The sequence below is a fragment of the Rhodoferax sp. genome, assembly GCF_018063565.1.
In the GTDB taxonomy this organism is placed as follows: domain Bacteria; phylum Pseudomonadota; class Gammaproteobacteria; order Burkholderiales; family Burkholderiaceae_C; genus Rhodoferax.
Genome location: NZ_JAGPBB010000012.1, coordinates 26,102 through 39,739, shown reverse-complemented (window position 1 = coordinate 39,739; position 13,638 = coordinate 26,102). Strand labels below are relative to the sequence as shown.

Here is a 13,638-nt window from a genome sequence, read left to right as displayed (position 1 = left end):
TAACGGGAAGGCCCGGTACCGACCGGCGCGCACTCAACTCGCGTCAAAGTAGGCCGTGGCTGAATAGAGCGATGCCCTGAAGGCGACACTGCCTGGCCCCTTCACGTCCAGCGCAAGACGTTCCAGCTCTTTCGCGCAGATCGGACGCGAGAACAAATACCCCTGGAGCTCGTCACAACCCATCTCGACCAGCAGATTGCACTGGGCGATCGTTTCCACGCCCTCGGCCACAACCCGCAACTTCAGGGCACGTGCCATGCCAACAATGGAGTTGGCAATCAGGCGGGCATCCTCGCTGTGCTCCAGGTCCGTGACGAAAGCCCGGTCTATCTTGAGCTCGTCGGCCTTCAGGCGGCGCAGGGTGGCCAGGCTGGAGTAACCCGTGCCAAAATCGTCGATCGACACATGAAACCCGGATCGGCGCATCTTCTCCAAGGTGCTTTGCGTCACTTTGGTGTCTTCCATGGCCAGGGACTCCGTGATTTCACAGGTAAAACGCCCAGGCTGCAGGCCAAAACGTGACAACGCCGCCTCAATGCGCTCAACCAGGTCGTCCTCGCGCATCTGGTAACCCGAAATATTGACGGCCACCCGCATTCGCAAACCACGTTCACGCCAACCTGCGGCGGTTCGGCATGCCTCCTCGATCACCCAATTGCCAATGGTGCCGATCAACCCGTAGCGCTCTGCCAGTGGTATGAACACCATCGGGCTGACGGATCCACGTTCGGGATGGTGCCAGCGCAACAAGGCTTCAGCAGCCGTCACCTGCAGGCTGCGTGCGTCGATCTTGGGTTGAAAAAACAATTCCAGCTGGCCGTTTTCCAGTGCGCCTCGCAAGTCCTGCAGCAGAATCGACTGGTCGCGCAGCTCCATGCCCATGTTGTGGTCATAAATGCAGAAATCCGCACCGCCATTGAGTTTGACACTGCGCATGGCCAAGGCAGCGTTGGAGACGATCTTGGCGCGCGAGCCATGCTCGGGATAAGTGGCGACACCAACCGAGCATGTCACGCTCGCGGGGAACGACTCAAACCCGAATGGTTCGGTCATCAAGGTCGAAATCCGCATCGCCGCGGCGCGCGCCACTGTCGCATCTCCGCTGACCAGGAGGGCAAACTCGCCGGATGTCACGCGGCTCAACCCCAAGGTCTGTCGACATGCCTTGCCCAGACGCACCGACACCTCGTTGAGCACCTTGTCACCCATGCTCTGACCGAAGGCATCGTTCAGCAGCCCAAAATTGTCCAGTGCGATGTAGAGCACACTGAAAGTGCCGCCATGACTGTCCACGGAATGCATGGCCTGGTCCAGCGCCGCGTCAAACCCGGCACGCGTCAACAGGCCACTGGAGCGCTCCTGCAGCAGATCCTGGGAGGCCTGCTGAGTCATGCGCTCAATATCCTCCAGCAAACGTTCGCTGCGCCGAAGCTCGCGTCGATACAGGGAAAAACCCAGCACGGCCAACGCCATGGCGACCACACTGACATACATCCAGATGCTCACAGGCGATGCCACAACTTCAGGGTTCATACGCAAAAAACCCTCCGGTCCGATGTTTCAAACGCATGGGGTGTTCAAGGAAATTGATGTCACCACGGGCCGCCAGATGGACTGCGGTGAGGGCCGTATTGTGCGTCAACGCAAAAACCTTTGCACTGTATCGACTCACCGATAATTCCCCCATGCCACGCCAAACCCAGCTCCTGTACCCCGCCCGCCCGCCCGCTCCCGCGCGCGATGCTGCGACCGTGTTGCTGTTGCGTGATGGCGATCAAGGCATGGAGGTGTTGATGACCCGGCGCTCGGCCACAGCCAGTTTTGTGCCAGGCGCCTATGTGTTTCCGGGTGGCGGTGTGGACGTCGCAGATGCGGGCTGCCACACCAGGTTGCAGCGGCGCATCAGCCAGAGCAGCACGCAGCTGACACAGGCTGTGGCTGCCATCCGCGAGAGTTTCGAGGAACTCGGCGTGCTTCTGGCCCGCCATGCCGACGGCCGTTGGGCCAGTCAGGCCGACATCGAGGCACTAGACCGCCAAGTCGATCTGCACACGCAATGCAGCGCCGCCGGCCTGACGCTGGCGGCCGATGCCGTGTTTGTGCTGGCGCGCTGGATCACCGATCGTGATCTGCCCAAACGCTTTGATGTCCCGTTTCTGGTGGCGCGAATGCCGCCTGATCAACAGCCCGTGGCCGACGAAACCGAACAGTTCGAGCCGGTATGGGTCAAACCCGCCGATGCACTGGCACGCCACAAGTCGGGTAGCTTCTTCATGATCTACCCCACCATCCGCACGCTTGAACGGCTGCTAGATTTTGTCGACGTGGCGGCGGTATTGCAGGCCTGCGCGGTCAGCGAAGCGCCTTTGTGGACCAGTTGCCCCCGCACCGGTCTGCTGGCCGGGCGCGAAGCGCGTTACATGGAGCATGAGTCGGCTTTTGGTGAACTGGCCCTGGTGTGTCCCGATGGCCAGATCGTGCACCCCTTGGACTGGCAGCACGAGCGGGTGGTGCCATTGCTCAACAATGTGCAGCGCCTGACCGCATCCAACCCGGGCGTGATGACCGGCCCCGGCACCAACAGCTACCTGGTGGGTGATGCCAGCACCGGCTACATCGTGATCGACCCAGGCCCGCTGGACGGTGAGCATCTGGCCAAACTTTATCGCGCCGCCGGTGGCGACATTCGCCTGATCGTGTGCACCCACTCACACCCCGACCACTCCCCCGGCGCGCAGCCGCTACAGGCGCTATGCGCCAACACTCCGCCGATTGCGGGATTTGCCAGTGCCGCCACAGCGCGCGCGGCCAGCGCCTTCACGCCCGACAGGTCGCTCTTGAACGGAGAGCTGCTAACCCTTTCCCCACCTGGGCTAGAGGCCAATTCTTCGCATGAAAGCTGCCATACGCTGCAGGTCATTCACACGCCCGGGCACGCTGCCAATCACCTGTGCCTGCTGTTGCTGCAGGACGGCTTGCTGTTTTCAGGCGACCATGTTCTCAACGGCAGCACCACGGTAATCGACCCGCCCGACGGCGACATGGACGACTACCTGAATTCGCTTGAGCTGTTGATCGCGGCCTGTCAGGCACAGCAGGTCAAGTTCATCCTGCCAGCCCATGGTTATGCCATCGGCGGCCCGGACGACGAGGCGATGGCAGCGCTGTTGCGCCTCAAGCAGCACCGGCTGCAACGTGAAACCAAGGTGATGCGCGCCATGCAGGCACAACCCCAGGCCTCGCTGGATGACTGGCTGGCCGTGGTTTACGATGATGTGCCTGCGCGCATGTGGCCGGTGGCGAAACGCTCGCTGCTGGCCCATGTGGCGCGTATCGAATCGATGATTGATCGACACGACGATTGAAATTTGTCGCCGGGTGCCCAAGTACGGCGCTGTTGCAACCAACCCGGGCCATGTGCCATGCCAGCCGTCATCATCTCCGTTTTGGCCTTGCTGCTGGTGGCCTGGCTGATCGGGCAGCCCTGGCTGCGTCAGCGGCGCCGTCAGGCGTTGCGCCGTCAGCCATTTCCTGAAGCCTGGCGGCATATCCTGCGCCAGCGGGTGCCGCTTTATCAAAAGCTGCCCACCGACCTGCAGCTAAAACTCAAAGGGCACATTCAGATTTTGCTGGCTGAAAAGCAGTTTACCGGCTGTCAGGGTCTGACCATTGACGACGACATGCGGGTGACCATTGCGGCACATGCAGGCCTGCTGTTACTCAACCGACCCGCTGCTTACTACCCCAACTTGCGGCAGATTCTGGTGTACCCGGGCAGTTTTGTGGTGCAGCGTGACCACACCGACGGCGTGGGTGTGGCGCATCGGGCGCGCCAGGTTCTCGCGGGTGAATCCTGGTCGCAAGGCCAGGTAGTATTGTCCTGGCAAGACACTGTGGACGGTGCCGCCATTCCCGATGATGGGCAGAATGTGGCCATCCATGAGTTCGCCCATCAGCTCGACCAGCAAACCGGCTGGGCCAATGGCGCGCCAGAGCTGGCACACCCCTCGCAGTACCAGGCTTGGGCCGCGGTGTTAGGCGAAGAGTTCAGAACGCTGCAGGCGCGGGTCACGCGCGGCGCCCCCAGTCTGTTGGGTGACTATGCTGCCACCGACCCGGCTGAATTTTTTGCAGTGGCATCCGAGGTGTTTTTTGAGCAACCCGGCGCCATGGCGCAGGAACACCCGGCCCTCTACCAGCAATTCACCCAGTATTACCAGGTGGATCCACGCGGCTGGTGAGGCCAAGTTGCGATTTACTTGACCGTCAGATTGTTCTTCACGGACTTGACCCCGGAGATCGATTTGGCGACCTTGGCGGCCGATGCCAACTGCTCCTTGCTGTCCACAAAGCCTGACAACTGCACGGTGCCTTCATAGGTCTCGACCGAAATCGCTGTGGACGGAATGCCTTTGGTGATCAGAAATTTGCTTTTGACCTTGGTGGTGATGGCGGAGTCGGCCAGCACCCGTTTGTCGTTGTCCTGCCCGGCCTTGAGGTACTCTGCCTCCTGCAACTTGCCATCCTTGTTGGCGTCGAACTTGGTGAAGCGTTTTGCGGTTTCCTTGTCTGCAGCCACTTCGTCTTTGCTCAGCCCGCCGTCGGCGTTTTTATCAAGCGTCTTGAACGCGTTATTGTTGACATTGCCGTCAGAGCTGTTGCCACTTTGGGCAAAGGCAGCCGTCATGGCCAGGGAAGCGATCAGGGCAAAAAGCAGACGCATCGAAATCTCCAGGGTAGGCACGCCATGTGCAAAATTGTGGGAACCCGAGCTGCCTTCTCGCCAGCATCGGGGCCGTGTACTGTACCAATAAACCGGCGCGACACTGCCGTTACCATCGCAGCCATGACCATGGCCGCACGACCTACCCCAAAACCATCTGCAAAACCGGGTCGATCGGATCCTGCTGAACGCCCAAGCGCGGGGGAACGATTGTCGAAGTGTGTGATGCGACTGGCCAGCTGTTCGCGCCGCGAAGCTGAGCAATACATCGAAGGTGGCTGGGTTCGCGTGGACGGCGTGGTGGTTGAGATACCGATGCGGCGGATCACCCAACAGCAGGTGCAACTTGACCCACAGGCCCGGCTGGGCGGCGCCACAGCCGTGACCATTTTGCTGCACCGATCCGCACCCACGCACACCCAGGGCAAGACCCCTGCAACTCGCTCGCCGAATGCATCAACCGGTGGTTTGATCCGGGTACAGAACCACTGGCCTCAGGACCCCTCGCCGACGCCGGTGCTGCAGCGTCATCTGTCCGGTTTGCAAACCTCCGAATCGCTCGAAGCCAACGCCAGCGGCCTGTGGGTGTTCACGCAGGACTGGCGCATACAACGCAAACTGACGGAGGATGCGGCCCTGATCGAACATGAATGGCTGGTCGAAGTGTCTGGCCCGATCGAGCCTGGCGTGTTGTTGCAACTTGCCCACGCCAGCCAGCCCCTGGGTATCCCGTTCAAAGTCAGCATCAGCAGCACACATGCCGCCGGTACGGTTTTGCGCTGGGCCGTCAAAGGCAGTCATCCGGGAATGCTGGCGAGCCTGTGTGCTCAACACCGGCTCCAGGTTCTGAGCATGAAATTGCAACGCCTGGGCCGCGTGGGTCTGGCGGGGCTGCCTGCCGGCATGTGGCGTTATTTGCTGCCGCAGGAACGCTTTTAGAGCGGCGGTGCCAAGTTCAGGCGACCGGTGCGAGTGGCGGCAAATCCATCAGTGCCGTGCCCTCGACGCGGTCACTCAGGATCGGATAACGCGTTGGCTCGGGCAGGTTGTAATGCCACCATTCACAGGGATGGTGTTCCCAGCCGGCCGCGACCATGATGCCCAGCAGCAGCAAGCGGTTGCTCTGGGCCTGGCGTGAGATGTCAGTACGGGCGTGAAACGACTGTTCGGTCATCTCGTCAAAAGCGGTCCCCATGTCCAGCACCAGCCCTTGGGCATCACACAGGGTCAGGTCGACAGCCACACCGCGCGTGTGCATGGAGCCCACGCGTGGGTCGGCAACAAACCGCGGATCCGGCACGGTGGCCCACAAACGCCATTGCGCGGCCGAAGGGCGATAGGCATCCAGCACACACAAACGCCAGCCCAGCGCCTGCGCCAGCGCAGCCGCGCGGTACAGCGCATCGAGTGCATCCTTGTGCAGAAAAGCGGCCGCATGGTCATAAATGCGTTGTCCGGTAAAGTTATCGACGGTGGCGTAACGCAGGTCGACATCGACGGCGGGGTGTTGTATTTCCTGAAGCGGCATGGCGTGAATTATCGACGCCCTCAAACACCAAACAGTTGCCCGCGCGCGGCGTCGGTGATGGCCAGCACACACGGGTGGGTGATACGCCGCTCGACCGACACCGCATAGAACTCTTCGACCAGATCGGTGGTGCGCCCCAGTACCTCGACACCAAACTGTCTGCAGGTTTCATCGTCGAGCACACTGGGCGTCATGAACACCCCTTGTCCTTCACGGCCGAACGCTTTCATCAGCGCCGCATCGTCAAATTCCCCCACCACAATCGGCACCAGCCGATGACGGGCAAACCAGTCTTCCAGCTGCCGACGCACCGAGCTGCTGGCACCGGGCACCAGCATCGGCACGCCGTCCAGGCACTGTGGAAACTCCCCCTGAATCAAGGATCGCAAAGCGGGCGCACAGAAGAAACTCAGGGCACTGCGGCCCAGCGCATGGTTGAAGGCCTTGACACTGACGCGACGGGGCATGGGCTCATCCGCAATCACCAGGTCCAGCCGGTGCAAAGCCAATGCTGCCAGCAACTCGTCAAACTTGCCTTCGCTGGCCAGCAGCTTGATCGGCTGATCGATGGAGAAGGCTGGCTCCAACAGGCGATAAGCCACCGATTTGGACACCGAGTCGGCCACACCAACCCGAAAGTCGAGTCGACGCTGCGTGCTGCGGGTCTGGCGCAGGGCGGTCTCCAGATCCTGCCCCAGACTGAAGATCTGGTCGGCGTAACCCAATGCCAGCCGGCCGTGCTCGGTCAACTCCAACTGGCGACCACTTTTGCGAAACAGCTTGCGCCCCAGCCAGTCCTCCAGCAACTTGATCTGTCCGGACAGGGTTTGCGGTGTAGTGTGCAACTGCTCACCGGCACGCATGATGCCGCCCGAGCGCGCCGTCACCCAGAAATAGTAAAGATGCTTGAAGTTCATCGTTGTGCCCCTATCTGATGGACTGATTATTCGAATTTATCGAAGCTTATTTGTTCATAATTCGAATTTACACGAAGTGATTGAACCATTAAAGTGCAAGGCGTGTCTGAACTGAAGACATTGACAGGAGTTACAAAAATGCGTTTAAGTACCAAAGGCCGATTCGCCGTTACCGCCATGATCGACGTCGCACTGCGCGAAAAGCTGGGTCCCGTACCACTGTCGGACATTGCCGCACGGCAACAAATTTCACTCTCCTATCTGGAGCAGATGTTCAGCCGCCTGCGTTCAGAAGGGCTGGTCACCAGCACCCGTGGTCCTGGGGGCGGCTATACCCTGGGGCAACGCACCGACGCCATCACGGTGGCCGACATCATCGCTGCGGTGGAGGATGCGCCACAAAAATCCAAGGCTGATGAGCTGCTGCCCGCGCAGGATATGGCGCAAGACCTGTGGGATGCGATGAATGCCAAGGTGCTGGACTTCATGCAGTCGGTCACGTTGCGCTCGTTGGTGCTGGAACAGTTGGCGAAGGGCGTGAAGATCGAGCAAAAACCTGCCCCCAATCGCGGTGTGTTCAAAAAACCGGCCTTGCAAACGGTGCGTACGACCGCGCCTAACTCGGTGTTTGCGCTGGGTCAGTCGCTGCTGGCGCGCAGCTGATAAAAAGTGTGAAGCCCACCGATAAGCCGGATTCTGTGCGCCCGGGTTTCCCTGGGCGTGACTGTCATTAATCTGGGCTGCTGGTCACCCAGCAGCTCGGTGCTACCTACCCGCCAGCTCTGGGGGCCCCATCAACGCTGGCCTACTTGGTATTGCTGCGCGTAGAGATTGCCCGTTTCACCCGTCCGCCCGGTTGCCCGGCCGGACGACTCGTCTCTGTTGCTCTGATCCTCACCTTATAACCGGCCCCTTGCGGAACCTGCCTTTCAGTGGACAGCCGTTAACTGCTACGCTGCCCTATGCAGTCCGGACGTTCCTCCAGTGCGGTGTTTCCACCATTGCACCAGCGACAGTCTGGCGGGCTTCACAGAGTGCATTATCGTGTCAAGTGGGTGGGCACTTTGGTTCAAAATACACCACCCCAACTCGAGAAGTCTTATGCGCGCTGACAACGTCCTGCAAACCATTGGCAACACGCCGCATATCCGCATCAACCGCCTGTTTGGCAATACCCATCTGGTCTATGTGAAATCCGAACGCAGCAACCCGGGCGGATCGATCAAGGACCGCACCGCGCTTGCCATGGTGGAGGCCGCCGAGAGATCGGGTGTGCTGCGGCCCGGGGGAACCATCATCGAACCGACCTCAGGCAACACCGGCGTGGGCTTGGCCCTGGTGGCGGCGGTCAAGGGTTACAAGCTGATCCTGGTGATGCCCGACAACATGAGTGCCGAGCGGCGCAAGCTGATGCTGGCGTACGGTGCCAAGGTGGACCTGACCCCGCGCGAAAAAGGCATGAAAGGCGCCATCACCCGTGCGTATGCGCTTTCGCTGTCAGTGCCCGGTTCGTGGGTGCCACAACAATTCGACAATCCAGCCAACGTGGAAGTGCATGCTCTGACCACGGCCCGTGAAATTTTGCTGGATTTCCCGGACGGTATCGACGTGCTGATCACCGGGGTCGGCACCGGCGGCCATTTGAGCGGCGTGGCACTCACCCTCAAGGCGAAATGGCCGCGACTGCAGGTGTTTGCCGTAGAACCCGCAGGCTCACCCGTGATTTCCGGTGGCACTGCCGCGCCCCACCCGATCCAGGGCATCGGTGCCGGCTTTGTGCCGAAAAACCTGAAGACCGAGCTGCTGGACGGGGTGATCACCGTCGAAGGCGACGCGGCAATGAACTACGCCCGACGCAGCGCCGCACAAGAAGGCCTGCTGGTGGGCATTTCCAGTGGTGCCACCCTGGCTGCCATTGCCCAGAAACTGCCTGACATTGCAACTGGTGCGACGGTATTGGGCTTTAACTACGACACCGGCGAGCGCTATTTTTCGGTGGAAGGCTTTTTACCCGGCTGACCGCTTTTTGCCACTGCTACACCTGAGGGGCAGCCAGCGCCAGTTGGCCCCGACCGACCGATTGGCCAAGTTTGAACACTTCAACCGTGTTCACCAATGCGTCTGCCTGAGATTGCAAGCTGCCCGCTGCAACTGACATGACATCAACCAATTGCGCGTTTTGTTGTGTCATCTGGTCCATCAGTTGAATGGCCACACCCAGTTGAGACACGCCCTCGCTTTGCGCCTCGCTGGCCGCGCTGATTTCAGCCATGATGGTTGTCACATGGCGAATGCTGCTCACCACCTCGGCCATGGTGGCACCTGCCTTGTCAACCAGCACGGTGCCTTGCTCCACCCGCTGCACGCTGGCGCTGATGAGTCCCTTGATTTCACGCGCGGCCTCGGCCGATCGGCCCGCCAGGCTGCGCACTTCGCTGGCCACCACCGCAAAGCCACGACCCTGCTCACCTGCACGCGCAGCTTCAACCGCCGCGTTAAGCGCCAGGATGTTGGTCTGAAAGGCAATGCCGTCAATCACGGCGATGATGTCCGATATCTTGTGCGATGACTCGTTGATGCCTTTCATGGTGACAATCACCTCGCTCACTGCAGCACCGCCACGCGCTGCCACCTCGGAGGCACTGACCGCCAGCGCGTTGGCCTTGCTGGCGTTGGCCGCATTCAGGTTGACCTGCTCGCCAAGTTGTTCCATCGACGACGTGGTGTCTTGCAGCGAATGCGCCTGGCTTTCGGTGCGTGAAGACAGGTCAAGGTCGCTTTGCGCAATACCGGCGCTGGCCCGCGCCACCGCCTCTGCCCCTTCCCGCACGTCGGCCACCACGCTGACCAGGGCCAGTTGCATCTCTTTGAGGGCTTGCAGGAGTTGGGCAATCTCATTTTTTCCACGGGTGTCAAACTGCAGGCTCAGGTCGCCACCCGCCACCGCCCGCGAAACCGCCACAGCCAGGTTGATCGGTCCCGTGATCGAACGAATGATCCACAGCGCCATCACAACACCCGCTGCCAGTGCGGCCACAACCGTTGCCCCGATCACGACCACCATATTGGCGGTGGCCGCCTGGGTGGCACTGGCCGATTGCTGCATCAGGGCATCCTGCTGCTTGAGCAGGCGATCCAGCGCATCAAAATAGATCTTTTGCGCCGGGCGCACCTTGTCGAGCAGCAGCGCCTTGGCCTCAAAGGTCTGGCCACCGATGGCCAGCTCCATCGCCTCGGCCTGCAACGGTTCGTAAACGGCGCGCGCCTGCACCACCGCAGCCAGCGCCCCACGGGCATCGTTGGAAACCAGTTGGGCATCGAGTCTGGCGAAACGCTCGCCAATGCGCTTGCGCGCCACCTCGATGCGCTCGCCCTCTGCACGAATGTCGGCACTGTTGCTCATGATGAGCATGTTGCGCAACGCATCGGCGATCAGGGTCACATCAGCCTTGATGTCATTGATGACCGCGATTTTGGGGACCTGATCATTGATGACCTCATCAAACATGGCGTTCATGCTCTTGAACTTGACAACCGACACTGCCGCCATAAAGGCCAGCAGCAAACCGAGGATGCCAAAACCAAAAACCAGTCGGGTGGAAATTTTGAGGTCGTTGAGTTGCATGATGCACGTCCGCTAGGCCGAAGCTGAGTTGCATCATAGCCATGAACGCGGTCTGCATGTCGATCTCTTTCAAAAACAATCCCGTCTGTCATGCCGACAGCATCGAACGCCAGAATACTACGTAATTGATAGCATCAGGCACTCTAAAAACAGACCCAACCGCACCTTTGCCTGTAAAACAGCTACCGCTTTTGCGGGGCTGGCTTGCTCACAATTCTCCAGCGAGGGCCAGCCGTCGCCGTTCAGGTGGCATGCGTTCAATCGCGTAGCGCAGCATGGTGCGCGGCATCTGCGTCTGATAGCTGCGCACAAAATCCGTCAGAACCGCCGCATCGCGATGGCCTACTTCGCGCAGCATCCAGCCGCAGGCCTTGTGAATCAGGTCGTGCGGTTCATTGAGCAACAAGGTGCACAGACGCAAGGTATCAGCAAAATCCCCCGCACGCACAAACGCCAAGGTCGCCAGCACCGCGATGCGCCGATCCCACAACACGCCCGAGCGCGCCAGGTCATCCAGCACAGCACGGTCACGCGAGCGCAAATGGCCACCAACGATGGCTGGAGCCGAACTGTCCACCAGGTTCCAATTGTTGACCCGATGCCGGCACGTCAGGTAGAGGTCATAGATACGTGACCGGATCAGCGAATCACCGCGCTCAAAGTGGTCCACCAGGATCAGCAGCGCCAGCAAACGGGCTTCATTGTGCGGAGAATCCAGCAGCCGCTGGCACTCTGGCAGGCTTAAGCGCCTGAAGCGCTTGGCCATTTGGCGTACGTCAGGCACGACCACACCCAGAAAACAGTCGCCCTCGCCATATTGGCCCGGGCCGGTCTTGAAATAACCCGCCAAAAAGGCCGCCTTGTCTGCATTGGCCAGCGCCTGCAGCGCGGCCTGGGCCTGCGAGTGGTCCGGAGTCTGGGCATCCGGAAAAACGATCTGACCTTGGTTGACAGAATTCATGTCATTCATCGCAAGAAGGGATAGGCGTGAAACAGGCGGTAAGAGCCGCGAATTATCATTGCACCCTGCTTGATCGCCACGAGCCCACCATGATCCGCCTGACTGAACTCAAACTGCCCCTGTCTGCGCTGCCAGTGGCCACCCGCCGCGCTGCGGATGCGCCCAGCGAGACCGACGCCGATCGGTTGCCAGACCCACACCCGCTCGCCGCGCTGACCCAGCGCTGCGCCAGCACCCTGGGCGTTGCAGCAGAGGACATCAGGCAACTGAACGTCTTCAAACGCAGTTTTGATGCGCGCAAAGCCGAGCTACTCGCCGTCTACATCGTCGACATTGCGCTGGCCGATGCCACGCAGGAGGCGGCGGTGCTGGCGCGCTTTCCCGATCACCCCCACATACTTGCCACGCCCGACATGGCTTACCGGCTGGTGGCCCATGCCCCGGCCAACCTGGCTTTGCGTCCAGTCGTGGTGGGTTTTGGCCCTTGCGGCATTTTTGCGGCACTGGTGTTGGCGCAGATGGGCTTCAAACCCATCGTGCTCGAGCGCGGCAAACCGGTACGTGAGCGCACCAAAGACACCTGGGGCCTGTGGCGCAAACATGTGCTCAACCCCGAGAGCAACGTGCAGTTTGGCGAAGGCGGCGCAGGCACATTCTCTGACGGCAAGCTGTGGAGCCAGATCAAGGACCCGCGTCATCTGGGGCGCAAAGTGATGGAAGAATTTGTCAATGCCGGTGCGCCACCCGAGATTCTGGTCGAGGCGCACCCGCACATTGGCACCTTCAAACTGGTGCGGGTCGTGGAGAACCTGCGCGCACAGATCATCGCGCTGGGTGGCGAGGTGCGCTTTGGGCAGCGCGTGGTCGACCTGCACATCGAAACCACCTCGGGCACGCGGCAGGTGCGTGGGTTGAGGGTGCTGAACCAGGCCACCGGGCAAACCGAGACCCTGCGCGCCGACCAGGTCATTCTGGCACTGGGACACAGCGCGCGCGACACCTTTGCCATGCTGCACGAGCGCGGCGTGTCGCTGCTGGCCAAGCCGTTCTCGGTGGGTTTTCGGGTGGAGCATCCGCAAAGCCTGATCGATCGCGCGCTGTGGGGCCGCCACGCTGGCCACCCTTTGCTGGGTGCTGCTGCCTACAAACTCGTGCACCATGCCAGCAATGGACGCGCGGTGTACAGCTTTTGCATGTGCCCGGGTGGCACCGTGGTGGCTGCCACCAGCGAACCGGGCCGGGTCGTGACCAACGGCATGAGCCAGTATTCACGCAACGAGCGCAATGCCAATGCCGGCTTGGTGGTCGGCATCGAGCCGCGGGACTATCCGCAGGATGCACCTGCGTTTATTGAAGCTTTCGGACCGGTAGCGGGCGCTGACTATGCGCAGGAAGTGATGCGATCAAGAGCAAGCATGCCCGCCGCAGTGCATCCGCTGTCGGGCATCAGCCTGCAGCGCGAGCTCGAAGCCCGGGCGTTTGTGCTCGGTGGCGGCAACTATGAAGCCCCAGGGCAGTTGGTGGGCGAGTTCATCCGCGGTGAAGCCTCAAGCGGATGGGGTACGGTGCAGCCGTCTTACCAGCCGGGGGTCAAACTTGGCGACCTGCACACAAGCCTGCCGGACTACGCGATCGCCGCACTGCGCGAGGCGCTGCCGGCTTTCGGCAAAAAGATCAAGGGGTTCGATTTGCCCGACGCGGTATTGACCGGTGTGGAAACCCGTACTTCGTCACCCCTGCGCATGCCGCGCGGCGAGAACTTTCAAAGCTTCAACACCGCTGGGCTTTACCCGGGCGGTGAAGGCGCGGGCTACGCGGGTGGCATCCTGTCGGCGGCTGTCGATGGCATCCGGCTGGCGGAAGCGCTGGCGATCGGCTGAGCCT

12 protein-coding genes and 1 other RNA gene are annotated in these 13,638 nt (G+C 61.0%); 6 read left to right on the top strand and 7 right to left on the bottom strand.

Going from position 1 to position 13,638, the window contains the following annotated elements; genetic code table 11:
- Window positions 1–33 precede the first annotated feature (33 nt).
- Window positions 34–1,533 carry a bifunctional diguanylate cyclase/phosphodiesterase gene (locus KBF66_RS04775; protein ID WP_296653084.1) on the bottom strand — a complete coding sequence of 500 codons (1,500 nt, stop codon included), beginning with the start codon at window positions 1,531–1,533 and terminating at the stop codon, window positions 34–36.
- Between the two features lie 152 nt (window positions 1,534–1,685).
- On the opposite strand from KBF66_RS04775, the gene KBF66_RS04770 reads away from it, so the two are divergent.
- Both KBF66_RS04770 and KBF66_RS04765 read left to right on the top strand, forming a co-directional pair.
- The gene (locus KBF66_RS04770; protein ID WP_296653082.1) at window positions 1,686–3,365 is read left to right on the top strand and encodes an MBL fold metallo-hydrolase; all 1,680 of its coding nucleotides are present in this window, start codon (window positions 1,686–1,688) and stop codon (window positions 3,363–3,365) included.
- Window positions 3,366–3,422: 57 nt separating this feature from the next.
- Window positions 3,423–4,241 carry a M90 family metallopeptidase gene (locus KBF66_RS04765; RefSeq protein WP_296653079.1) on the top strand — a complete coding sequence of 273 codons (819 nt, stop codon included), beginning with the start codon at window positions 3,423–3,425 and terminating at the stop codon, window positions 4,239–4,241.
- Window positions 4,242–4,255: 14 nt separating this feature from the next.
- On the opposite strand, the gene KBF66_RS04760 is transcribed toward KBF66_RS04765, so the two are convergent.
- Window positions 4,256–4,723, bottom strand: coding sequence for a BON domain-containing protein (locus KBF66_RS04760; protein WP_296653074.1), 468 nt, complete (start codon window positions 4,721–4,723; stop codon window positions 4,256–4,258).
- A gap of 225 nt (window positions 4,724–4,948) precedes the next feature.
- On the opposite strand from KBF66_RS04760, the gene KBF66_RS04755 reads away from it, so the two are divergent.
- Entirely contained in the window at window positions 4,949–5,662 is a 714-nt protein-coding gene (locus KBF66_RS04755) for an RNA pseudouridine synthase (RefSeq protein WP_296653072.1), read from the top strand.
- Window positions 5,663–5,678: 16 nt separating this feature from the next.
- On the opposite strand, the gene ddpX is transcribed toward KBF66_RS04755, so the two are convergent.
- Complete coding sequence (gene ddpX / locus KBF66_RS04750; protein WP_296653070.1) at window positions 5,679–6,251, bottom strand: D-alanyl-D-alanine dipeptidase; 573 nt, start codon at window positions 6,249–6,251, stop codon at window positions 5,679–5,681.
- A 20-nt stretch (window positions 6,252–6,271) separates the two neighbouring features.
- Window positions 6,272–7,168 (bottom strand): transcriptional activator NhaR, encoded by an 897-nt coding sequence (nhaR, locus tag KBF66_RS04745; RefSeq protein WP_296653067.1) that lies wholly within the window; start codon window positions 7,166–7,168, stop codon window positions 6,272–6,274.
- 138 nt (window positions 7,169–7,306) lie between these two features.
- Between nhaR and KBF66_RS04740 the strand changes: the two genes are divergently transcribed.
- Window positions 7,307–7,831, top strand: coding sequence for an Rrf2 family transcriptional regulator (locus KBF66_RS04740; RefSeq protein ID WP_296653065.1), 525 nt, complete (start codon window positions 7,307–7,309; stop codon window positions 7,829–7,831).
- 6 nt (window positions 7,832–7,837) lie between these two features.
- Here the strand turns inward: KBF66_RS04740 and rnpB are convergent.
- Window positions 7,838–8,197, bottom strand: an RNA gene (rnpB, locus tag KBF66_RS04735) — RNase P RNA component class A.
- Window positions 8,198–8,269: 72 nt separating this feature from the next.
- On the opposite strand from rnpB, the gene cysK reads away from it, so the two are divergent.
- A complete protein-coding gene (gene cysK / locus KBF66_RS04730) occupies window positions 8,270–9,187 on the top strand; it encodes a cysteine synthase A (RefSeq protein ID WP_296653062.1) in 918 nt (305 codons plus the stop codon).
- Between the two features lie 16 nt (window positions 9,188–9,203).
- On the opposite strand, the gene KBF66_RS04725 is transcribed toward cysK, so the two are convergent.
- Both KBF66_RS04725 and KBF66_RS04720 read right to left on the bottom strand, forming a co-directional pair.
- Window positions 9,204–10,793, bottom strand: a complete 1,590-nt coding sequence (locus KBF66_RS04725; RefSeq protein WP_296653059.1) for a methyl-accepting chemotaxis protein — start codon at window positions 10,791–10,793, stop codon at window positions 9,204–9,206.
- A gap of 208 nt (window positions 10,794–11,001) precedes the next feature.
- Window positions 11,002–11,754 carry a DNA alkylation repair protein gene (locus KBF66_RS04720; protein WP_296653056.1) on the bottom strand — a complete coding sequence of 251 codons (753 nt, stop codon included), beginning with the start codon at window positions 11,752–11,754 and terminating at the stop codon, window positions 11,002–11,004.
- A gap of 89 nt (window positions 11,755–11,843) precedes the next feature.
- On the opposite strand from KBF66_RS04720, the gene KBF66_RS04715 reads away from it, so the two are divergent.
- Window positions 11,844–13,634 carry an FAD-dependent protein gene (locus tag KBF66_RS04715; RefSeq protein ID WP_296653054.1) on the top strand — a complete coding sequence of 597 codons (1,791 nt, stop codon included), beginning with the start codon at window positions 11,844–11,846 and terminating at the stop codon, window positions 13,632–13,634.
- Window positions 13,635–13,638 lie beyond the last annotated feature (4 nt).